The sequence below is a fragment of the Nonomuraea sp. NEAU-A123 genome (assembly GCF_018603905.1).
Classification (GTDB): domain Bacteria; phylum Actinomycetota; class Actinomycetes; order Streptosporangiales; family Streptosporangiaceae; genus Nonomuraea.
Map to the genome: position 1 here is coordinate 482,424 of NZ_JAHFZZ010000009.1, position 21,098 is coordinate 503,521.

Sequence of the window (21,098 nt, forward strand, 5' to 3'; positions counted from 1 at the left end):
CTTAGAAAGCCTCATCAAAGGTCACATTGCCCTCAACAGCCACTTGGTATGCGGACACCCGCCGTTCGAAGAAGTTGGCCAGCTCCTGCACGTCCTGCAGTTCCATGAAACCGAACGGGTTGGCCGTGCCGTACCTCTGGGGCAGCCCGAGCCGGGCCAGCCGCTGATCGGCGACGTATTGGAGGTATTCGCGCATCTGCTCGACGCTCATGCCGGGCATGCCATCGCCGCACAGGTCGCGGGCGAAGGCCAGCTCGGCGGCGACGGCCTCCTCTATCATGCGGATGACCTGCTCCCCCAGCTTGTCATCGAACAACTCGGGCTCCTCGGCCCGCACGGTGTCGACCACGCTGAAAGCGAACTCCATGTGCATGGACTCGTCGCGGAAAACCCAGTTGGTGCCGGTGGCCAGCCCGCTGAGCAGGCCCCTCGACCGGAACCAGTATACGTAGGCGAACGCGCCGTAAAAGAAGAGCCCCTCGATGCAGGCGGCGAAGCAGATCAGGTTGAGCAGGAACTGCCGCCGCTCGTCCGCGGTCTCCAGCCGCCGGAGCCCGTTGATCGAGTCGATCCACTGGAAGCAGAACTCCGCCTTGTCCCTGATGGACGGAATGTGCTCGACGGCGCCGAACGCCTTGACCCGCTCCTCCAGGTCGGGCAGGTACGTGTCGAGCAGCGTCAGGTAGAACTGCACGTGCACGGCCTCCTCGAACAGCTGCCTGCTGAGATACAGGCGGGCTTCGGGAGCGTTGACGTGCTGATAGAGGTTGAGCACGAGGTTGTTGGCCACGATGGAGTCGCCGGTGGCGAAGAAGGCGACCAGCCGGTGGATCAGGTGGCGCTCCTGCGGCGTCATCTTGGCCAGGTCGGCGAGGTCGGAGTGCAGGTCCACCTCCTCGACGGTCCAGGTGTTGCGGATGGCGGCGCGGTAGCGCTCATAGAAGTCCGGATAGCGCATGGGACGCAGGGTCAGGTCCATGCCGGGATCGAGCAGCATTGCGGAGGTCTCCGTTCGAGGGGGCTACTGGCAGGCTTCGCAGGTTTCCGGGTTCTCCAAGGAGCAGGCGACGGCGTTGACCGCGACCGTCGTCTGGGCGATCCGGGTGGCCGGGCGCGAGCGCAGGTAGTAGGTCGTCTTCAGGCCTTGCTTCCAGGCATAGGCGTACATCGAGGACAGCTTCCCGATCGTCGGGCTGGCCATGAACAGGTTGAGCGACTGCGACTGGTCGATGTACGGCTGCCGGGCCGCGGCCAGGTCGATGAGCGCCTTCTGCGGCAGCTCCCAGGCCGTGCGGTAGAGAACCTTGAGGTCACTGGGGATGCCGGGGATGTCCTGGATCGAGCCGTCCGCCCGCTTGAGGTCGTCGCGCATCCGCTGCGTCCACAGCCCGCGAGCCTGCAGATCGGCCACCAGATAGCGGTTGACCTGGAGAAACTCACCCGACAGCGTCTCGCGCTTGAACACGTTGGACACCTGCGGCTCGATGCACTCGTAGCAACCGGCGATGGAGGCGATCGTCGCGGTCGGCGCGATGGCGACCATCAGCGAGTTACGCAGCCCGGTCGTGGCGATCTTCGCGCGCAGCGCGTCCCAGCGCGGCGACCCGGCGGCGTCGTAGTGGTCGGGGTGCAGGACGCCGGCCGCCGCCCTGGTGTCGGCGTACGACGGGTGCCGGCCGCGCTCGACGGCCAGGTCGGCGGAGGTGTCGTAGGCGGCCAGGGCGATCTCCTCGGCGACGCGCGTGGACAGGCCCAGTGCCTCGGGCGAGTCGAACGGCAGCCTGAGCGTGAAGAACACGTCGGCCAGGCCCATCACGCCGAGCCCGATCGGCCGCCAGCGCTTGTTGGCCGCCTCGGCCTCGGGCGTCGGGTAGAAGCCCAGGTCGATGGTCCGGTCCAGGAAGCGCACGGCCGTACGGACGGTCTGGCGGAGCCGGGCCCAGTCGACGCCGTCGGCGGTCAGGTGGGCGGCGAGGTTGATCGAGCCGAGGTTGCACACCGCCGTCTCGCCGTCGCTGGTGACCTCGAGGATCTCGGTGCACAGGTTGGACAGGTGGATGACGTTCTCGGGCCTGGCCGTCTGGTTGGAGGTGCGGTTGGCGGCGTCCTTGAACGTCATCCAGCCGTTGCCGGTCTGGGCGAGGGTACGCATCATCCGGCCGTAGAGGGTCCGGGCGGGCAGTTGCCGGGTGTAGCGGCCCTCGGCCTCGTAGGCGCGGTAGGCGCGGGTGAACGCCTCGCCGTACAGGTCGGTGAGGTCGGGGACCTCCTTGGGGTCGAACAGCGACCAGACCTCGTCGGCCTCCACCCGGCGCATGAACTCGTCCGGCACCCAGTTGGCCAGGTTCAGGTTGTGCGTACGGCGGGCGTCCTCGCCCGTGTTGTCGCGCAGCTCCAGGAACTCCTCGACGTCGGCGTGCCAGGTCTCCAGGTAGACGCAGGCCGCGCCCTTGCGCCGGCCGCCCTGGTTGACCGCGGCGACGGAGGAGTCGAGCGTGCGCAGCCAGGGCACGATGCCGTTGGAATGCCCGTTGGTGCCCCTGATAAGGGATCCGCGCGAGCGCACCCGGGTCCACGCGATGCCGATGCCTCCGGCGTACTTCGACAGCCTGGCCACCTGCCCGTAGCGGTCGTAGATCGACTCCAGCTCGTCGCGCGGCGAGTCGAGCAGGAAGCACGACGACAGCTGCGGCCGGCGCGAACCCGAGTTGAACAGCGTCGGCGAGCTCGGCAGGTACGACAGCGTGGACATGAGGGCATAGAGCTCGGCGGCCTCGGCGACCGTCTCCGACAGCCCGCAGGCCACACGCAGCAGGAAGTGCTGGGGCCGTTCGAGCACTGCCCGCGACTCCGGGTGACGCAGCAGGTAGCGGTCGTAGACCGTACGCAGGCCGAAGTACTCGAAGCGCTCGTCCGCCTCGCCGGAGACGAGCGCGTCGAGCTCGGCGGCGTGGGCGCCGACGAAGGCGGCGAGCGAGTCCTGGATCAGCCCGGCGGCGTGGCTGGCGGCGATGGACTCGGAGAAGGTCCGTACGCCGTGCCCGGCCGCCTCGTCGGCGATCTCCTCGGCCAGGAGCCGGGCGGCGACCCGGGAGTTCGCCGGGTCGGTGATCACCCGGGCGGCGGCCTCCTCGATGGCCAGCCGCCGGTCGGCAGCGGCCGGCCGCTGGTCCACGGTGGCCGGGTGCCGGTCGGCCTCAATGATCTGCGTCACGTGCTCTCTCCTCGCGAGCTCATCCTCGTGAGTGCGCGCGAGAGCACGGCGGCGCTGGGTTCCCCGGCCGCGACGCCCCCGGCCCTCCCTCGAGGCCCTGGACACTTCGATGGGCGGAGCCGGGTGGCTCCCCCAACGTCACCGGCAGGTCTTCGGGCTCGCGGGCGTGGTCCCTATGGGGCCTCCTACTGGCCGTCGCTTCCCGGATCTCTCCAGTGCTCGTGACGGCGGTTGTTCCCGCTCACCGCTGCGGGGCAGCCCCGGAATCGCACCGGGTTCCCTTTTGCTCCGCCCCGAGGGGCGAACCAGCGACGACCAGGATCCTACATCTAGTGGCCCTTCTCGCAACTACCCCAGCATGTTGTGTCAGCCGTATCGAGCATGCCGAGATCGCGGAGCACGGCCCTGGTCCTGCCGATCTCCGAGGCGAGCCACTGTTCGAAGTCGTCGCCGCTGAGCGGGATCGAGGTCCATCCCTCCGTACGGCAGGCCGCCCGCCAGGCGGCGGACTCCGTGACCTCGTCGCAGAGCCGGATGGCGAAGTCCTTTCTGTCGTCGGACATCCCCTCGGGCCCGACCGCCGCGCACCAGTCGGCGAAGTCGAGCCGCACCCCGCACTCCAGCAGGCTCGGCGCCTCGACACCGTCCACCCGGCGCGCGCTGGAGACGGCGAGCACCCGCACCCAGCCCTTGTCGATGGCCTTGCGCCAGTCCGCGAGCGTGCCGGTCGCCGCCGCGGCCTTGCCGCCGAGGAGCGCCGACGTGGCCTCCGCGCTGCCGGGGAAGCCGGTGTAGTCGACCTGCCGCGTGTCGGCGCCGAGTCCCTTGGCGATCAGCCCGAACAGCAGGTGGTCGGGCTCGCCCTGCGGCCCGCCCGTCAGCGGCGTCTGGTCGGGGTGGGCGAGCAGGTGCGCGCCGAACTGGTCGAAGGTGGCGAACTTGGAATTGGCGGGCACCACCACGACCTCGATCTGCCCGGTGAGCCTGGCCAGCGGGGTGGCGGTGTCGAGCAGCGACAGCCCGTTGTTGAGCTCGGTCGCGGCCAGCGCGGGCAGCCCGGTGACGGTGATCCTGGTGGCGGGCGGGGTGCCGGAGACGGGGAAACCCTCCCCGCGGGCGGCCTCGACGAGCGCCCGGGCGACGCGGGCCCAGCGTCCGCCGCCGGGCACGATCGCGAACCGGCCCAAGACGCGGGCCGCGTTGACGGCGCTGCTTCCGAGGTTGCTCTCCGTGCCACATCCTGCCGCGCAGGCCATCATCCCGAGGCCGAGCGCGAAGAACCCCCGTCGGCGCATGGCGTCCCTCCCCTCGCACCCCAATAACTACCCCACGTCACCGACACTTAACTCATCGTCACACATCGGGCACTCACTACCGGAGATCACGAAAAGTCACGAAAAGCTAGGAGTGCTTCTTGCCGACGCCGACGAGCAGGTACGAGGGCAGTGAGGGCTCGCTGACCAGCCTGGGCCGGTCGGGACGCCAGTCGGGGGCGTGCACCAGGCCCGGCTCGACCAGGTCGAAGTCCCCGAAGAACGCCCGGATCTCCCCCGGGGTCCGGTCGGTGCCGGCCCCGGCCGACGCGGTCCGGTGGAGCGCCGCCGCGCCCTCCCCGAAGCGCCCCCGTGAGGTCGCGTGGGTGAGCACCAGATGGCTGCCGGGCGCCACCGCCTCGCGCAGCCTGGTCACCATCTTGCCCGGGTCGCGAACGTCGGGGAGGAAGTGCAGGATTGACACCAGCAGCACGCCCACCGGCTCGTTCATGTCGAGGAAGCGGGCGGCCTGAGCCAGCACCTCGTCGGGGTCGAGCAGGTCGGCCTGGACGAAGACGGCCCGGCCCGCCTCCTCCAGCAGCGCTCTGGCGTGCGTGGCGACGACCGGGTCACGATCGACGTAGACGACTTTCGCCTCCGGCGCCACCTCATGCACGTTGCCCTGGGTCGGCAGCCCGCTGCCCAGGTCGAGGAACTGGCGGATGCCCGCGTCCACCAGGTAACGGACCGCACGCTGGAGGAAGGCCCGATTGGCCCGCGCGAGGGGGACGGCTTGCGGGATCAGCGCCGCAAGCCGGTCGATCGCCTCACGATCGATGGCGTAGTTGTCCGTGCCACCGAGCATGTAATCGTACATTCGTGCGAGATTTGGCGTGTGAGCATGGAACTCGGGCACAGTTTCGATCTTAAGTCCTGCCGGTCCACTTATCACGGGCTATGTGCCTATTGTTGCCGCCGTGTCGTAGCAGTTACTCGACTGTGACGCTCTTAGCCAAATTGCGTGGCTTATCTACATCGCGGCCGAGTGCCACGGCGGCGTGATACGCCAGCAGTTGCAGCGGGATCGTGAGCAGGATCGGGTCGAGCTCGATCTCGTTCTTCGGCACCACGATGACGTCGTCGGCCAGCTTGGCGTCGGGTTCGCGGTGGCCCACCATGAGCACCTTTCCGCCGCGGGCGCGAATCTCGCCGAGCGTGGTGAGGTTCTTGTCGAGCAGTTCGTCGTCGGGGACGATCGCCACCGTCGGCATTTCCGGCCCGATAAGGGCGAGCGGTCCGTGCTTGAGCTCGCTGGCCGGATAAGCCTCGGCGTGCACGTACGAGATCTCCTTGAGTTTCTGCGCGCCTTCGCGGGCCACGGGATAACCGCGGACCCGGCCGACGAACATCATGCTCGGATAATTCGCGTACTTCCGCGCGAGCTCGGCGATCTTGTCGCCCTGGGCCAGGATCTCCTCGATCTGGCCGGGCAGCCTGCGCAGGCCCTCGCAGACGCGGCGGCCGTCGGCGGGCGAGAGGTCGTGCACCCGGCCGAAGTGCAGCGCGAGCAGCGCGAACGCCAGTGACGTGGAGGTGAACGCCTTGGTCGAGGCGACCGAGACCTCGGGCCCGGCGTGCAGGTAGACGCCGCCGTCGACCTCGCGGGCGATGGCGCTGCCGACGGCGTTGACGATGCCGATGACCCGGCCGCCCTTGCGCTTGAGCTCCTGCACGGCCGCGAGCGTGTCGTACGTCTCGCCCGACTGGCTGATCGCCACGTAGAGCGTGTCGGGGTCGACGACCGGGTTGCGGTAGCGGAACTCGCTGGCGGGCTCGGCGTCGGCCGGGATGCGGGCCAGCTCCTCGATGAGCTGCGCACCGATCTGGCCGGAGTAGTAGGCGGAACCGCAGCCGATGATCTTCACTCGGCGGAAGGAGCGGGTCTCGCGGGCGTCCATGTTCAGGCCGCCCAGGTGGGCGATGTGGAAGCGCTCGTCGAGGCGGCCGCTCATGGTGCGCGAGACTGTGTCGGGCTGCTCGGAGATCTCCTTGAGCAGGTAGTGCTCGTAGCCGCCCGTGTCGTAGTGCCCGGCGTCCCAGTCGACGGTCAGCGGCTCCTTGGCGGTCTCGCGCGCGTCGCTTGCGAAGGTGTGGAACCCGTCGGCCTTGAGCACGGCCAGCTCGCCGTCCTCCAGGTGCACGACCTGGCGGGTGTAGCGGACGAGCGCGGCCACGTCGGAGGCGGCGAACATCTCCTTCTCGCCGATGCCGAGCACGATCGGGCTGCCGTTGCGGGCCACCACCACCTCGCCGGGCCGCTCGCTGTCGACCACCGCGATGCCGTACGTGCCGACGATGCTCTTGAGCGCCTTCCTGACGGCCTCCTCCAGCGTGTCGGTCTCCTCGGCGGTACGGGCGATCAGGTGCGCGAGCACCTCGGTGTCGGTCTCGGAGACGAACACCGCCCCGTCGGCGGTCAGCTTGGCGCGCAGCTCGTTGGCGTTCTCGATGATGCCGTTGTGCACGACCGCGATCCGCTCGTCGGTCGACAGGTGCGGGTGCGCGTTGACGTCACTGGGCACGCCGTGGGTGGCCCACCGCGTATGGCCGATGCCGAGACCGCCCTTGAACCTCGGGGGTACGACCTTCGCCAGGTCGGCGACCCTGCCCTTGACCTTGCGTACCTTGAGCCCCTTGTTGGACACGACGACGCCGGCCGAGTCGTAGCCTCGGTACTCCAACCGTTGCAGGCCCTCCAGCAGGATAGGCGCCGCGTCCTTCGAACCGACATAAGCCACGATTCCGCACATCCGACGCTCTCCTCTGTCCGCTGATACTAGCTTTTCTGCTGTTTTGTACGTTTTATCCGTACACGATCCGGCGCAGTTGCCGGAGCGACAGCTCCGGCGGTGCCACCCGGCGCCCGCGCAGCTCCGCGGCGACCCGGGGGAAGATCTCGTCGTTGGTGAGGCCGCGGGACTTCAGCTCGCCGTGCCGCCGCCGGACGAACTCCTCGACCGGCTCGGAGAAGTACGACAGCACGTCGGCGACCACGCGCGCCGCCTCACCGGGACCGAGACCGCTGGTCCTGACGAGATGGGCGACGAGGTCTTCGAAGGGATGCCGTGCCGGGGACACAGACGAGGACACTACGCAGCCGGGATACGACATGCCAATATCCTGCCCGAAATCGGGCAGGATATGCTCTTACCGCATGACCGAACGGCCCCATCCTCGGCCCAGGCGCCGGCAGGCGAAGGCTCCGGCCGCCGCGCCGAGGGCGACGAGCACGGCCGCGGGGCCCGCCGTGCCGGACACGTCGCCGCGTACCGCGGCCTGCAGCATGGTCGTCGCCCAGTAGCCCGGTGAGAACGGCGCGATGGCCTGCGCCCACGGCGGCATCAGCGCGAACGGCACCAGCGCCCCGCCCAGCGCGCTGACCGACAGCGCGCCGATGTTGCAGAGTGTGCTGAGCTCGCCGTGGCTGCGTACCACCGCGGCCAGTGCCGTACCCACGCCGAGCAGGGCGAAGCACCACGCGGCGACGGCCAGCCCGAGCGGCCATAGCGGCCCCGAGGGCCGCATGCCCACCACGAGGATCCCGTAGCCGAGCAGGACGACCTGCTGGATGGCCAGGATGGCGAAGACGGGCAGGGTCTTGCCGATGATCAGCTCGGGCACGCGCGCCCTGGTCGCCCTGATCCGGTCCCAGGTGTGCCAGACGCGCTCGGTCAGCACGGCTATCGCCACGTCGGCCATCGACAGCACCGAGAACATCACCAGCATCCCGGTGACCACCTGCGCGGGCCGGCCGAGCATCGACTTGAAGACCAGCATGAGCACCATCGGCATCACCAGGTAGCTGACCAGGTGGGCCGGGTCACGCCTGCGGAGCAGCACGTTGTGTCTGACCAGCACCGCGATGCGGTGGAGCGAGTCACGCGACATGGGACAGCTCCTTGTAGAGGTCGTCGAGCGACGGCTGGCGGATGTCGATGGCGCGCACCGGCCGGTCGAGGCCGCGCAGCAGTTCGGCGAGCGCGGCCGTGGGGTCGGCCGTGGTGACGGCGAGTTCCTCGTCGCCGTCGAGAGTCACCCGCACCTCGCCCGGCAGGCCCTTGAGCAGCTCTTCGCCGGTGCCTCTGGCGATCACCCGGCCACTCTTGGCGACCGCGATCGTGGCGTCCAGCTCGGACAGTTCGGGCAGGTAGTGGGTGGCGTAGACGACCGTGGCGCCGTTCTTCGCCCGGCGGCGGACGGCCGCCAGAAGGGCGGCTCGTGTCTCGGGGTCGGCGCCGACCGTCGGCTCGTCCAGCAGCAGGACGGCGGGGGCGGCGACCAGCGCGGTGGCGGCCTGGGTGCGGCGCTGCTGGCCGCCGGACAGGATGCCCACCCGCCGGTCGAGCTCGCCCGTCAGCAGCATCTCCTCGGCGATCCGGTCGATGGCCCGCTTGAGCGCCGTACGGCGCAGCCCGGCCAGGCCGCCGAAGAAGCGCAGCGTCTCGCGGACGGTGACGCTCGGGTAGAGCGCGAGCTGCTGCGGCGCCACCCCCATCTGACCCTTTATCACGATATTTCCGGACTCGGGGCTGATGAGACCCGAGGCGATCTCGAAGAAGGTCGTCTTGCCCGCGCCGTTGTGGCCGACCAGGCCCGCGATCTCCCCCGGCACGACTTCCAGGCAGAAGCCGTCCAGCGCGGTCACCTCCTGGAAGCGCTTGACGAGTCCCGTCGCCTTGAGCATGTCCCCTACCTCTCCCCGGTCTACGTTGTAGACTGCTCTACAGCGTAGACTGACACGGTGCGGAAACTCAAGACCGAACGGCAACCGGAAATTCTCGACGCCGCCCTCGCGATCGCCGACGAGCACGGGCTCGACGCCCTGACCATGCGAGCGGTCGCCGAACGCATCGGCGTGACACCCATGGCCATTTACGGATATTTCCGGAATAAGAATGAGTTGCTGGACGGGCTCGTCGGGCGGTTGCTGACGAGCCTCCCGCAGGCTCTGCCGGGTGAGTCGTGGGATCAGCGGCTCGGCGCGTTCGCCTGGGCCACCAGGCGGCTGGCCCGCGATCATCCCGGCGTCTTCCCGCTGCTGTTCGCCCGGCCCTCGGTCACGCCGGACGCGGTCGCGGTGGTGGACTTGATCTACCAGGCGCTGATCGACGCGGGCGTGCCCGACGCCGACGTGCCGAGGATCGAGCGCCTGATCACCACGTTCGTGCTCGGTTTCGCGACGTCCGAGGCCAATGGGCGGTTCTCGGCGTCCGGTGACGGCATCCGGTCACGCCGGGCCCGGGGCGACTTTCCCGCGCATCAGCGGCTGTTGGCCCATCTCGACTCGCCCGCCGACCTGGACGCCGAATTCGCCGCCGACCTCGCCGACCTCGTCCGTATCATCCGCCCCGTCTGACACACCCCTATCAGGGAATGGTTACGGTGTGTAGCGTCGCTGTGCCTTTCCGTGGGGGTCGCCATGTTGCTGTGGGTCGTCGTCGGTCTCACCGCGTCCGCCGTCGCCGTTCCCGGACTGCCGAGCCAAGGCGGTCGGGGGCCTCGGGCTGACGTGGGGCCTCAGGCTGACGTGGGGCAACGGGCTGACGTGAGACGTCAGGCCGACGTAGGGCATCAGGCCGATGGGGAGCGTCAGGCCGACTTGAGGCGTCAGGATGACTTCGCGGCGGCGGCGCGGGAGTTCAGGGTGCCGGAGAGCGTGCTGCTGGGCGTGTCGTACCTGGAGTCCCAGTGGGACGCGAACGCCGGGGCGCCCAGCGTGGCCGGAGGTTACGGGCCGATGCATCTCGTGGAGGCGCCGCTGCGGCTCGCGCAGCGGCTCACCGGGCTGCCGCCCGCACGACTGCGTACCGATCCCGCCGCGAACATCCGGGGCGGCGCCGCCGTCCTCGCCTCCTACCGGCGACGGCCCAGCGCGAACCCCGCCGACTGGTACGACGCGGTCGCCCGCTACTCGGGCGCACCCGGCCCGCAGGCGGCTCGCGCCTTCGCCGACGAGGTGTTCGCGGTGATCCGCACCGGAGCCGCCCGCCGCACGGACGACGGGCAGCCGGTACGACTGGCGGCCATCCCCGCCCTCTTCCCACCCGCACGCCCCAACCCTCTCCACCCCCACCCTCTCGGTCCCAGCCTTCTCGACCCCCACCCTCTCGGTCCCAGCCTTCTCGACCCCAGCCCGCTCGACCCAGACGCGAGCCACTCGGCAGCCGACGTAGCGGCCAGCGCTCCAACGTCACCCGACACCGATAGAGATCCCTCAGCTTCCCCCGAAACCGACGCGCACCACCCAGCGCTGCCCGCTTCCGACCAGACGCAGCCCGCAAGCAACCCGGCGCGGCCCCCGGCGGACGAGACGCAACCCGCAGTCGGCCCAGGGCGGCCCATGACCGACCAGACGCAACCCGCAGCCGACTCGGCGCGACCCACGACCGACCAGACACGGCCCACAGCCAGCACAGGGCGAACTACGACCGACCAGACACGGCCCACGACCAGCCTGGGGCGATCCACGGCCGACGAGACGCGGCCCACGGCCAGCTCAGGGCGACCCGCCAGTCTGACGCAGTTCTCCTCCCAGGGAGACCCGCTGCCGCCCCCCGAACCCGACGCGGACCGGCCGGCGGCACGTGACGGCCACGCGAGTTCCCCCACCCCGCCCAGAAACCCGAACATCGAATGCCCCGCCGAGCTGGCCTGCGAGTGGATGCCCGCCGCCTACAAACGCACCGACAAGGGCGGCTACGGCAACCACGACACCCTGAACCACCCCAGACGCATCGACTACATCGTGATCCACGACACCGAGGGCACCTACGCGGGCGTCCCGTCGATGGTGCACGATCCGGAGTACGTGAGCTGGCACTACACGATCCGCTCCAGCGACGGACATGTCGCCCAGCACGTACGCACAAAGGACATCGCCTGGCACTCCGGCAACTGGGACGTCAACGCCCGCTCCATCGGCATCGAACACGAGGGCTACCTGGCCAAAGGCGGCACCTGGTACACCGAGGCCATGTACATCGCGTCGGCCAAACTCGTGAAATATCTGGCCGCCAAACACCACATTCCACTCGACCGCGCACACATCCTCGGCCACGACAACGTACCGGGCTCGAACCCGACAACCGTCTCGTCCATGCACGAGGACCCGGGCCCGTACTGGGACTGGGCACACTACTTCGACCTGCTGGGCCACCCCCTCAAAGCAGCCAAGAAGGGCACGTCAGTCATCATCCACCCCAACTACGACGCCAATCAGCCGCAATTCACCGGCTGCACCGCCAAATCCGGCAAGTCCGGCAAGTCCTGTCCCCCGCACGGCGCCTCCACGGTGTGGCTGCGCACGGAGCCCCGTGAAGACGCCCCGCTCGTCGACGACATCGGCAAACGCGTCGGCAAGCCCAGCACGTACAGCGTCTACGACCACAGCGCCCGCGCCTCGACCGGCCAGCGATACGCCGTGGCGGGCAGGGCGGGCGACTGGACGGCCATCTGGTACCTGGGCAGCAAGGCCTGGTTCTACAACCCCGCCTCCGCCCCCACCGCCCTCCCGGCGAGAGGCCCGCTGGTCACTCCGCTCAGGAAGCACGTCAAGGTGTACGGCCTCGCCTACCCCGGACAACCCGCGTATCGCCGCAGGGGCGTCACCTACCAGGCCCCGATCCCGCTCAATTACGTCATCCAGCCCGGCCAGTACTACTCGCTCGGCCTCACGCTGCACGGCACGTACCAAGCGGCGGGCTCCTTCAACCCGGCCGGACACGTCATGGTCAAGGGCAAGGCCCGCTACCACCAGATCCAGTTCGGCCACCGGGTCATGTACGTCATGGCCAAGGACGTCCGTGTGACCCACTGAATCTCACCCGCACGCCCGCTCACCGCACACGTGCACTCTCCGAAGGCGATATGGTTTTCCCGTGGCCGGTCATCGCCGGAAACACGCGGAAGTGGCTCAGTGGTAGAGCATCACCTTGCCAAGGTGAGGGTCGCGGGTTCGAATCCCGTCTTCCGCTCGGAGTTTCTCTAACTCGACAAGGACGATTAGCTCAGCGGGAGAGCGCTTCCCTGACACGGAAGAGGTCACTGGTTCAATCCCAGTATCGTCCACCACTACAGCCCCAGCTCATCTGAGCCTGGGGCTGTTGTCATACCGGACAGCTATTGCGACTCCAGCACAGAGTGCCGGCGGCCGTAAGCGAAGTACACGATCAGCCCGAGCACGAACCAGACGACGAACCGCAGCCACGTGACCGGGTCCAGAAAAGTGATCAGCCAGAGGCTGAAGAGCACCCCGACAGCCGGCACCACCGGCATTCCCGGTGTCCTGAACGAGCGGGGCAGGTCGGGCTGCCGATAGCGGAGCACGATCACCGCCACGCAGACGACCACGAACGCCAGCAGGATCCCGATGTTCGTCAGCTCGGCCGCCTCCCGGATAGGCAGGAACCCGGCGATCGCCGCCGAGGCGGCGCCCACGATCCAGGTGACCCGCGACGGCACCCGCCGCACCGGGTGCAGCTTGGCGAACCACTGCGGCAGCAGCCCGTCCCGGCTCATCGAGAACCAGACCCGGGTGACGCCGAGCATGAAGGTGAACATGACCGTGAGGATGCCCACGATCGCCCCCACCGCGATCACGGACGCCAGCCCGGACAGCCCGACCGAGGCGAACGCCGAGGAGAAACCGCTCTCCGGGTCGATCTGACGGTAGTTCTGCATGCCGGTGAGCACCAGCGTGGCCAGCACGTACAGCACCATGGAGATGGCCAGCGAGTAGATGATCGCCTTCGGCATGTGCCGCCGCGCGTCCCGCGACTCCTCGGCCGCGGTGCTCATCGCGTCGTAGCCGAACACCGCGAAGAACACGGTGGCGGCCCCGGTGATCGCCCCGCCGATCCCGAACGGGAAGAAGGGGTGGTAGTTGGCGGTGTTGATGTGGAAGAAGCCGACCACGATCACCAGCAGCACGACGGCGACCTTGATGCTCACCACGATCGTCTCGAACCTGGCCGCGGCGCGGATGCCGAGGTTCAGCAGGAAGGCGATGAGCAGGCACAAGAGCACCGCGAACAGGTCCACCACGTGTCCCGCGCCGGTGCCGGGCGCGCCGAGCATCCACGCGGGCAGCCGGAACCCGAGCTCCTGAACGAGGAAGCCGAAGTAGCCGGAGATGCCGATGGCCACCACCGCGACGATCGCGGTGTACTCCAGCAGCAGGTCCCAGCCGATGAACCAGCCGACGATCTCCCCCAGGACCGCGTACCCGTAGGTGTAGGCGGACCCCGCCTTCGGGATCATTCCGGCGAACTCGGCGTACGAGAGCGCCGCGGCGGCGCTGGCGACCCCGGCGATGAGGAACGACACGAGCACGGCCGGTCCGGCGGTCTGGTTGGCGACCGCGCCGGCCAGGGCGAAGATCCCCGCCCCGATGATGCCGCCCACGCCGATGGCGGTGAGCTGCCACAGACCGAGTGACCTGGACAGTTCGCCCTCGTGTTCGGTGGCGATCTGTTCCACCGGTTTGCGTCTGAAGACGCCTCGCGAAGTGACCATGACGACTCCAGTGACTGATTGTCAACCCCGTGCGTCCGGTCTTCCCGCCCAGAGCGTCCCTAAGCCCATGTGAATGCCGCCGGGCCGTACATGGTTGTCGATTCACGTACTGTCCGCGGGCGCTTGGTCAAATGGGCGCTACGCGGTCTAATGACGGGTGTGAGCTCTCGCGGAGTGGTGCCGCGGAGCTTGGTCGTTGGCGCCTTGTGGAGGAAAGATGACCGCATCGGCGGTGGACATCCTGGCGAACATCGATTTATTCGCCGACGACCAGCGCGAACATCTCCTCGCGGCGCTGGCCGTCGCGCGCAAGGAATGCCCGGTCGTGCACACGCACAGCGACGGTGGCTACTACCTGGTCACCCGCTACGAGGACGTCCGCGCGGTCTGCCTGCGACCGGCGATCTTCAGTTCGGCGCAGCCGGGGCTGCGCGGCGTACCGGTCCGCCTGATCCCGCTGGATGTCGACCCGCCGGAGCACCGTCAGTACCGCAGGCTCCTCGACCACTACTTCTCGCGCTCATCCCTGCTCCGCTACGAGGATCAGTTGCGCGAGATCGCCCGGGACGCCATAGCGGGCTTCATCGGCGACGGCCGCCTGGAGATGGCGCGTGACTACTCGGTGCCCTTCATCGCCGGGTCACTGGCCCGGGTCGTCTTCGCCACCGACAATGTGGAGCTGATGAGCCGGGGGGTGGCGGCGGTCAAGCGGTGCGCGATCGAGAGCACGCCCGAGACGTTCGAAGCGGTCGCCCTGCTGGCGATGGAGGCGATCGCCGAGGCCGGCGACCGGTCGGCGGCCGACCGGAATGTCCTCGGCGCCCTGGCCGGGGCGAGCATCGACGGGCGGCCCCTGACCGCCGGGGAACAGGTGGCGATCGTCACCACGCTGCTGCTCGGTGGCCTGGACACGACGCGCGGCGCGATCGTCAACATCGCCTATCATCTGGCCACCCGCGAGGATGTCGAGCCGATCCTGCGGACCCCGGTCTGGTGGCGCGGGCCGCTGGATGAGTTCCTGCGCTTCGAGACGACCGTGGCGTTCATGGCCCGTACGGTGACTCAGGACACCGAACTCGCCGGAACCCCGTTGAAACCCGGAGATCGGGTCGTCGTGCAGTTCTACTCGGGCAATCGCGATGCCGCGCGCTTCGACCGCCCCGACGAACTGGTCTTCGACCGGCATCTCAACCCGCACCTGGCGTTCGGGGCGGGTGTGCATCGCTGCCTCGGCCAGCACTTCGCCCGGATTCAACTGATGATCGCCTTCGAGGAACTGCTCAAGCAGGCGACGAACTTCCGGCTTGAGGAGGGCGCCGACATCCCGCGTCAGGCCGGCGTGCCCTTCGGCAGCCCTGCCGAGCTGCACCTGACCTTCGACCGGCGCTGAGCTAGGGGCGAGGCGCCGGCCCGGTCTTGCGGCCGACGCCGACGATCACCCACGCCTTGTCCGGCCGCTCGGACAGGAATGGGCTGTCGGGCTGCCACTCACGGACGTACACCAGACCGGGATCGACCAGTTCGAGTCCGTCGAAGAAGGGCAGCACCGTCTCGCGCGTACGGGCGCCGCCATCGGCCTGGCCCAGCATTTTCCGGTAGATGCTGACGATCGGCTCCGCGGCCTCCGGGCGGGAGTCGAAGACGACATGCGTGATGACGATGTGGCTGCCGACCGGCAGCGCGTCACGCAGCTCGGCCACGCGCCGGAAGGGGTCGCTGCCGTCGGGGATGTACTGCAGGACGCCGAACAGCAGCACCGCCACCGGCTGGTCGAGGTCGATCACCTCGCGCAGGTCGGGGTCGGCGAGCAGTGCGGCGGGGTGCATGATGCCGCCCTTGACGACGGCGGTCCTGGGCCCCTTGGCGAGGATCGCCCTGCCGTGCGCGAGCACCACCGGGTCGTTGTCGACGTAGACCACACGGGCGTCGGGGGTGCGGGATCGGACCAGTTCGTGCGTGTTGAGGTCGCTGGGGAGCCCCGAGCCCAGGTTGATGAACTGGGTGAGGCCCTGCTCCACGAGAAACCGGATCACGCGTACGTGGAACGCCTGGTGCTCTTGTGCCATGACGCGCACTTCCGGCGCGGTGGCCAGCACCGCCTCCGCCGCCTCTCGGTCGACGGCGAAGTTGTCCTTGCCCCCGATGAAGTAATCGTGCATGCGAGCGAGGTTTGGTGTGCTGGAATCGATACCTGCGGACCACCGGGCCTCGTCACTCATGCGTTGCATCCTCCACAGGTCGAATAGCTCTTCGATTATGCCCAACGACAGCAAGCTACGCCGCAGACAGGTGGCCCGAAAAGCCCCAGGGGACGATGAACCAACCGGATTCGGTCAACCGCGCGCGTCCCCGGACTCCTCATCCGCGGCTCGGGCCTGATCCCCGACCCACACGGCGATCTGGGCGCGTGAGTTGAAACCGAGTTTGTTGAGGATGTGCTCGATGTGCGCTTCGGCGGTGCGCTGGGCGATCACCAGTGCCGCGGCGATCTGCTTGTTGGTCATCCCTTGGGCGACCAGCGCGGCGATCTCCCTCTCGCGGCGGGTGAGCCGCGCCGGGTCCGCCTGCGCCTTCTCGTCGGGGGGAGTGTCCTCCTGGAGCGCGTAGCCGAGCGCCTCATCGTAGGAGAGCCGGGCACCTCGCTTGACCGCGGCGTCGAAGGCCGAGTCTCCGAGAGCATGGCGCGTACGGCTCTCGCATTCGTCGTGATAGCGCACCAGGTGCCCGAACCCGGACAGTGGCGCGCCGATCGACCGCCAGACGGTCTCCAGGATCCCCAGCAGCCGGGCGGCCCGCGGGTAATGCCTCTCCGTCGCGGCGATCCAGGCCAGCACCTCGAGATTGACCCCGACACCCAGCGGATCGTCGAGCGAGCGATTGAAGATCAGGCTCTGCTTCTCGAGTTCGGTCGCGCGGTGGAGGTCTCCCTGCCGCCACACCTCCACGCCGAGCGCCATCATCGTGTACGCCTTGTGCCAGCCCTCCCCGTAGGCGTCGCACACGGCCAGGCAGTCTTCGCCCAGGGCGATGGCCTGCGACGAGTCGCCCAGGTACGAGTGCGCGAGGGACAGCCGGATGAGGGCCAGGGCCAGACCGACCGGGTCCTCGGTGGTGCGGTGCCGCGCCACCGCCTCTTCGTAGAGGCTGATCGCCGATTCGGTGTCGCCGCGGTACATGGCGGTCATGCCCGAATAGAGCGCGACATAGCCGCGGACCAGCTCGTCCCCCAACTGCTCCCCCAGAGCCCGGCACTCGTCCAGCATGGCCGTGGCGGAGGTGATGTCGGCCTGGATGATGGCCAGCCAGCTGTTGGCCCACAGCGCCCTGGCGCGTACCTCGCCCGGTTCGGTGTCCAGGACCAGCCCCCGGCCCAGCCAACGCCGGCCTTCGGCGAGGTAGTAGCTGGTGATCCAGTGATAGAGCAGGTCGGCGGCCATGCCCAGGCCGGCCCTGACCTCCTCCGAGTCGCCGTAGTAGCTTTCGAGAGCGGTACGCAGGTTGGCGTGTTCGAGCTGCAGCCGGGTGAACCAGGTCACCTGCGACGGGCCGAACAATTCGGCCCGCGCCCGGGCCGCCACTGCCCGGTAGTAGTCGCGGTGTCGCCGTTGCAGCGCCATCTCCTGGCCCGAGGCGATGAGCCGTTCGCGGCCGTACTCACGGATCGTGTCCAGAAGCCGGTACCGCACGCCGGGACGGTGCTCCTCCCGCAGGAAGACGGACTTGTCGACCAGGCCGATCACCAGGTCGATGACGTCCTCGCGGCTGAGGCCGTCGCCGGAGCAGACCGCCTCCGCCGCCTCCAGATCCAGGCTGCCGGCGAACACCGACGCGCGCTCCCACAGCAGCCGCTCCCGCTCCGAACACAGGCTGAAGCTCCAGTCGATCATCGCGCGGAGCGTCTGGTGGCGGGGCAGCGTCGCCCGCGACCCCGCGGTGAGCAGCCGGAACCGGTCGTCCAGCCGGTCGAGTAGCTGCCCGACCGAAAGCGCCCGCAGCCGGACCGCCGCCAGCTCGATGGCCAGCGGCAGGCCGTCCAACCGGCGGCAGATCCGCAGCACGGCGTCCTGATTGTCCTCGGTGATGGCGAACGTCGGCAGGATGGCCCGGGCCCGCTCCGTGAACAGCTGCAGCGCGTCGCACTGCATGAGCGCCTCGATGGGCATCCCCGGATGGTCGGAGACCGGCAGCGGAAGCGTCGGCACGGGCAGCGTCTGCTCGCCGGTGATCCCCAACGCCTGTCGGCTGGTCGCCAGGATCCGCAGCTCAGGGGCGGCACGCAGGAGCGTCTCGGCCACCACGGCGCACTCGTTGACCAGGTGCTCGCAGTTGTCGAGGATCAGCAGCGTCTGCTTGTCGCGCAGATGCCCGATGAGCACCTGCATGGGCGAACAGACGGTATGGTCGCGAATCTCCAGGGCCTCGGCCACGACCTGGGCGAGCAGGTCCGGATCCGTCAGCGCGGCGAGTTCGACCAGCCAGACGCCGTCGCGGAACGCCCGCCGCACCTCGTTCCCCACGCGCAGGGCCAGCCGGGTCTTGCCCACCCCGCCCACGCCGAGCAGGGTCACCGCACGGGATGTGGACAGGAGCTGTTTGACCTCGGCCACCTCGTGCCGACGTCCGACGAAACTCGTCACCTCGGCCGGCAGCCAGCCGATCTGCTGCCGCCGGGAGTTGCCCGCTACCACCGTTGCCATCGACGCCTTCTTGTCGGCCCGGTCAGCAGGTCACCGCTGCACGGTATCCGGGCCTCTCACTATCCAGATTATGCCCAGGCCGATTCATACGCACAGGGCCGATGGCGCGGTGGTGAATCTGGACGTGTGGACATAACCTGGTGGTGATGGCGCGGTTACCGAAGCATCAGGTGACCCGCCTACGACGCAGGGTGAATGTGGTGGTGACAGGCACCAAGAGCCGACCATGTCGAGTCCATTGGTAGACATACCCGGCCTCATCGGGCGCAGGCACGAGATGTCGGCGGTGCGGCGCATGCTGGGCGGCACCCGGTTGCTGACCCTGACGGGCACCGGCGGAGTCGGCAAGACCCGGCTGGCCATGCAGGTGGCCAAGGCCCTGCGGCGGACGTTCGCGCACGGGGTGGAGCTGGTCGAGCTGGCCTCTCTCGAGGACAGCGACCTTCTGGAGCCGACCGTCGCCGCCGCGCTCGGCTTGCGGGAGATGGCCCCCTCCTCCATGACCACGCTGGTGAACTACCTGGCCGACCGACGGATGCTCCTGGTGCTGGACAACTGCGAGCACCTGCTGGAGGCGTGTGCCCACCTGACGGGCTCGCTGCTGCGCGGCGCCCCGCGGCTGCGGATCCTGGCGACCAGCCGGCAGGCGCTCGGCGTGTACGGCGAGCAGGTGCTGAACGTGCCGCCACTGTCGGTACCGGACCCCGGCGCCGCGATACGCGACATCCTCCGCCACGACGCGGTCCGCCTGTTCGCGGAGCGAGCGGCTCAGGTACAACCCGAGTTCGCCGTCGACACGGCCAACGCCGAGACGGTGGCCCGGCTGTCCCAGCGCCTTGAGGGCATCCCGCTGGCGATCGAGCTGGCCGCGGTACGGCTGCGTACGACGCCGGTGGAGCAGCTGATGCGGGAACTGGACCAACACTTCGAGGTGCCGGCCGCGAACGCCCCCTCCCCGCTGCCACGGCACCAGTCGCTGCGCGGGACCCTGGACTGGAGTTTCGGGCTGTGTTCCGCGGCCGAGCAGCGGTTGTGGAGCCGGCTGTCGATGTTCGCCGGTGGCATCGAGCTGGAGGCGGCGGAGGCGATCTGCTCGGGAGCGGAGATCGACCAGCCGGACGTCATCGACCTGATCACCGGTCTGGTGGACAAATCCGTGCTCATCGCGCAGCAGCGAGAGCTCGGGGTGCGCTACCACATGCTCGAGAGCATCCGCGCGTACGGCCGTGAGCGGCTGACCTCCGCCGAGACGAAGGTGCTGGGCAGCCGCTACATCGAGCACTACCGGCGCGTGGTCGAGCGGCACCGGTTGGATCGGCTCTCCCCCCGTCAGCTCGAGGGCCTCAGGACGTTGCAACTGGAGAGTCCCAACGTGCGCGTCGCGCTCGACCTGTGCTTCGGCCGGGCCGGCCGGCCCGCTGTGGGGCTGGAGATCGCCTCGGCGCTGTGGATCTTCTGGATCATCGCCGGCTCCATCACCGAGGGCCGGCACTGGCTGGAGCGTGGCCTGCGACTCGTGCCGGAGGCGAGCACCGAGCGGGCCAACGCCCTGTGGGTCGACGGCCTGCTCGCCCTCCATCAGGGCGACCTGAAGACGGCCATGCCGCGGCTCGCGGAATGTCATGATGTGGCCCGGCGGCTGGGTGACACGTCGGCTCTCGCGTTCGCCACCCAGGTATCGGGCATCGCCGCGTTCTCGGCAGGTGATCCCAAGCAAGGTCTCGCGCTCCTGGAGGAGGCGCGCGCCGGACACCTGGCCGGCGGCGATATCGACGCCGCCAGCATCAATCTCTTCTATGCCGCCGCCTATGGCTCGGCCGAGGTGCCGGAGCTCGGCATCAGCCTGAGCGAGCGGTTCCTCGCGCTGTCCGAGGCGCGGCAGGCCCAGGTGTCACGCGGGTACGCGCTGTTCGCCTTGGGCATCGCCGCGTGGAACCAGGGTGACTGGCGCAGGACCGAGTCCCTGATGAGGGAGGCGACCGAGTCGCGGAGCTTGATCAACGACCGGTGGGGCCTCACGCAATGCCTGGAGGTCCTGGCCTGGACCGCCTGCGCGCAGGGCCGGTATGAGCGCGCGGCCCGGATACTCGGCGCCGCCCACCCGCTGTGGCGGGCGATGGGCGCCTCGCCGACCCGGCTGTTCCCGCACGTGCGCGGGCACGAGCAGTGCATGGCGCGGGCACGTGAAGAACTGGGTGGGCGGGTGTTCTCGGCGGTCTTCCGCCAAGGGTCGCGGCTCGGGGTGGAGCGCGCGATCACCTATGCGATCAAGCAGTCCGACACCGAATGACCGCTGCCCGAGATCAGAAGGGAACGCCGGGCCGATCTCGGCGGTGACCCGATCGACTCCGGCGTTCCTTC

At 69.0% G+C, this 21,098-nt stretch carries 15 protein-coding genes, 2 tRNA genes and 1 riboswitch; of the genes, 6 read left to right on the forward strand and 11 right to left on the reverse strand.

The window, feature by feature from the left end; genetic code table 11:
- Position 1 precedes the first annotated feature (1 nt).
- The 8 genes from KLK06_RS29855 to KLK06_RS29890 form a co-directional block, all read right to left on the reverse strand.
- Positions 2-997 carry a ribonucleotide-diphosphate reductase subunit beta gene (locus KLK06_RS29855; protein ID WP_214638945.1) on the reverse strand — a complete coding sequence of 332 codons (996 nt, stop codon included), beginning with the start codon at positions 995-997 and terminating at the stop codon, positions 2-4.
- Positions 998-1,021: 24 nt separating this feature from the next.
- On the reverse strand, positions 1,022-3,214 hold the full coding sequence (locus tag KLK06_RS29860; RefSeq protein WP_214638946.1) for a ribonucleoside-diphosphate reductase subunit alpha: 2,193 nt from the start codon (positions 3,212-3,214) through the stop codon (positions 1,022-1,024).
- Between the two features lie 125 nt (positions 3,215-3,339).
- A riboswitch (cobalamin riboswitch) is annotated at positions 3,340-3,539 on the reverse strand.
- Between the two features lie 4 nt (positions 3,540-3,543).
- Positions 3,544-4,509 carry a tripartite tricarboxylate transporter substrate binding protein gene (locus tag KLK06_RS29865; RefSeq protein ID WP_214638947.1) on the reverse strand — a complete coding sequence of 322 codons (966 nt, stop codon included), beginning with the start codon at positions 4,507-4,509 and terminating at the stop codon, positions 3,544-3,546.
- Positions 4,510-4,615: 106 nt separating this feature from the next.
- Positions 4,616-5,419 carry an SAM-dependent methyltransferase gene (locus KLK06_RS29870; protein ID WP_308168506.1) on the reverse strand — a complete coding sequence of 268 codons (804 nt, stop codon included), beginning with the start codon at positions 5,417-5,419 and terminating at the stop codon, positions 4,616-4,618.
- Between the two features lie 37 nt (positions 5,420-5,456).
- A complete protein-coding gene (glmS, locus tag KLK06_RS29875) occupies positions 5,457-7,277 on the reverse strand; it encodes a glutamine--fructose-6-phosphate transaminase (isomerizing) (protein WP_214638949.1) in 1,821 nt (606 codons plus the stop codon).
- A gap of 52 nt (positions 7,278-7,329) precedes the next feature.
- Positions 7,330-7,638 (reverse strand): hypothetical protein, encoded by a 309-nt coding sequence (locus tag KLK06_RS29880; protein WP_214638950.1) that lies wholly within the window; start codon positions 7,636-7,638, stop codon positions 7,330-7,332.
- A 36-nt stretch (positions 7,639-7,674) separates the two neighbouring features.
- Entirely contained in the window at positions 7,675-8,415 is a 741-nt protein-coding gene (locus tag KLK06_RS29885) for an ABC transporter permease (protein ID WP_214638951.1), read from the reverse strand.
- Positions 8,405-9,211, reverse strand: coding sequence for an ABC transporter ATP-binding protein (locus KLK06_RS29890; protein WP_214638952.1), 807 nt, complete (start codon positions 9,209-9,211; stop codon positions 8,405-8,407). The genes KLK06_RS29885 and KLK06_RS29890 overlap by 11 nt, the downstream gene beginning before the upstream one ends.
- A 57-nt stretch (positions 9,212-9,268) precedes the next feature.
- On the opposite strand from KLK06_RS29890, the gene KLK06_RS29895 reads away from it, so the two are divergent.
- From KLK06_RS29895 to KLK06_RS29915, 4 genes are all read left to right on the forward strand, one after another.
- The gene (locus KLK06_RS29895) at positions 9,269-9,883 is read left to right on the forward strand and encodes a TetR/AcrR family transcriptional regulator (protein ID WP_214638953.1); all 615 of its coding nucleotides are present in this window, start codon (positions 9,269-9,271) and stop codon (positions 9,881-9,883) included.
- Between the two features lie 243 nt (positions 9,884-10,126).
- Entirely contained in the window at positions 10,127-12,343 is a 2,217-nt protein-coding gene (locus KLK06_RS29905) for an N-acetylmuramoyl-L-alanine amidase (protein ID WP_250906184.1), read from the forward strand.
- Positions 12,344-12,428: 85 nt separating this feature from the next.
- Positions 12,429-12,500, forward strand: a tRNA-Gly gene (locus tag KLK06_RS29910).
- 22 nt (positions 12,501-12,522) lie between these two features.
- Positions 12,523-12,597 (forward strand) — tRNA-Val (locus KLK06_RS29915).
- Positions 12,598-12,645: 48 nt separating this feature from the next.
- Here KLK06_RS29915 and KLK06_RS29920 read toward each other — a convergent pair.
- The gene (locus tag KLK06_RS29920; protein ID WP_214638954.1) at positions 12,646-14,040 is read right to left on the reverse strand and encodes an amino acid permease; all 1,395 of its coding nucleotides are present in this window, start codon (positions 14,038-14,040) and stop codon (positions 12,646-12,648) included.
- Between the two features lie 217 nt (positions 14,041-14,257).
- On the opposite strand from KLK06_RS29920, the gene KLK06_RS29925 reads away from it, so the two are divergent.
- Complete coding sequence (locus KLK06_RS29925) at positions 14,258-15,430, forward strand: cytochrome P450 (protein ID WP_214638955.1); 1,173 nt, start codon at positions 14,258-14,260, stop codon at positions 15,428-15,430.
- Position 15,431: 1 nt separating this feature from the next.
- On the opposite strand, the gene KLK06_RS29930 is transcribed toward KLK06_RS29925, so the two are convergent.
- Positions 15,432-16,268 carry an SAM-dependent methyltransferase gene (locus tag KLK06_RS29930; protein ID WP_308168507.1) on the reverse strand — a complete coding sequence of 279 codons (837 nt, stop codon included), beginning with the start codon at positions 16,266-16,268 and terminating at the stop codon, positions 15,432-15,434.
- A 105-nt stretch (positions 16,269-16,373) separates the two neighbouring features.
- The gene (locus tag KLK06_RS29935; RefSeq protein WP_214638957.1) at positions 16,374-18,737 is read right to left on the reverse strand and encodes a LuxR C-terminal-related transcriptional regulator; all 2,364 of its coding nucleotides are present in this window, start codon (positions 18,735-18,737) and stop codon (positions 16,374-16,376) included.
- Between the two features lie 226 nt (positions 18,738-18,963).
- Between KLK06_RS29935 and KLK06_RS29940 the strand changes: the two genes are divergently transcribed.
- Positions 18,964-21,027 carry an NB-ARC domain-containing protein gene (locus KLK06_RS29940; protein ID WP_214638958.1) on the forward strand — a complete coding sequence of 688 codons (2,064 nt, stop codon included), beginning with the start codon at positions 18,964-18,966 and terminating at the stop codon, positions 21,025-21,027.
- Positions 21,028-21,098: the final 71 nt, after the last annotated feature.

Coding starts and splice junctions, on each gene's coding strand:
- KLK06_RS29865 (WP_214638947.1), bottom strand. CDS start 4,509: ATGCGCCGACGGGGGTTCTTCGCGCTCGGCCTCGGGATGATGGCCTGC.
- KLK06_RS29855 (WP_214638945.1), bottom strand. CDS start 997: ATGCTGCTCGATCCCGGCATGGACCTGACCCTGCGTCCCATGCGCTAT.
- KLK06_RS29930 (WP_308168507.1), bottom strand. CDS start 16,268: ATGCAACGCATGAGTGACGAGGCCCGGTGGTCCGCAGGTATCGATTCC.
- KLK06_RS29935 (WP_214638957.1), bottom strand. CDS start 18,737: ATGGCAACGGTGGTAGCGGGCAACTCCCGGCGGCAGCAGATCGGCTGG.
- KLK06_RS29890 (WP_214638952.1), bottom strand. CDS start 9,211: ATGCTCAAGGCGACGGGACTCGTCAAGCGCTTCCAGGAGGTGACCGCG.
- KLK06_RS29925 (WP_214638955.1), top strand. CDS start 14,258: ATGACCGCATCGGCGGTGGACATCCTGGCGAACATCGATTTATTCGCC.
- glmS (WP_214638949.1), bottom strand. CDS start 7,277: ATGTGCGGAATCGTGGCTTATGTCGGTTCGAAGGACGCGGCGCCTATC.
- KLK06_RS29920 (WP_214638954.1), bottom strand. CDS start 14,040: ATGGTCACTTCGCGAGGCGTCTTCAGACGCAAACCGGTGGAACAGATC.
- KLK06_RS29940 (WP_214638958.1), top strand. CDS start 18,964: ATGTCGAGTCCATTGGTAGACATACCCGGCCTCATCGGGCGCAGGCAC.
- KLK06_RS29885 (WP_214638951.1), bottom strand. CDS start 8,415: ATGTCGCGTGACTCGCTCCACCGCATCGCGGTGCTGGTCAGACACAAC.
- KLK06_RS29880 (WP_214638950.1), bottom strand. CDS start 7,638: ATGTCGTATCCCGGCTGCGTAGTGTCCTCGTCTGTGTCCCCGGCACGG.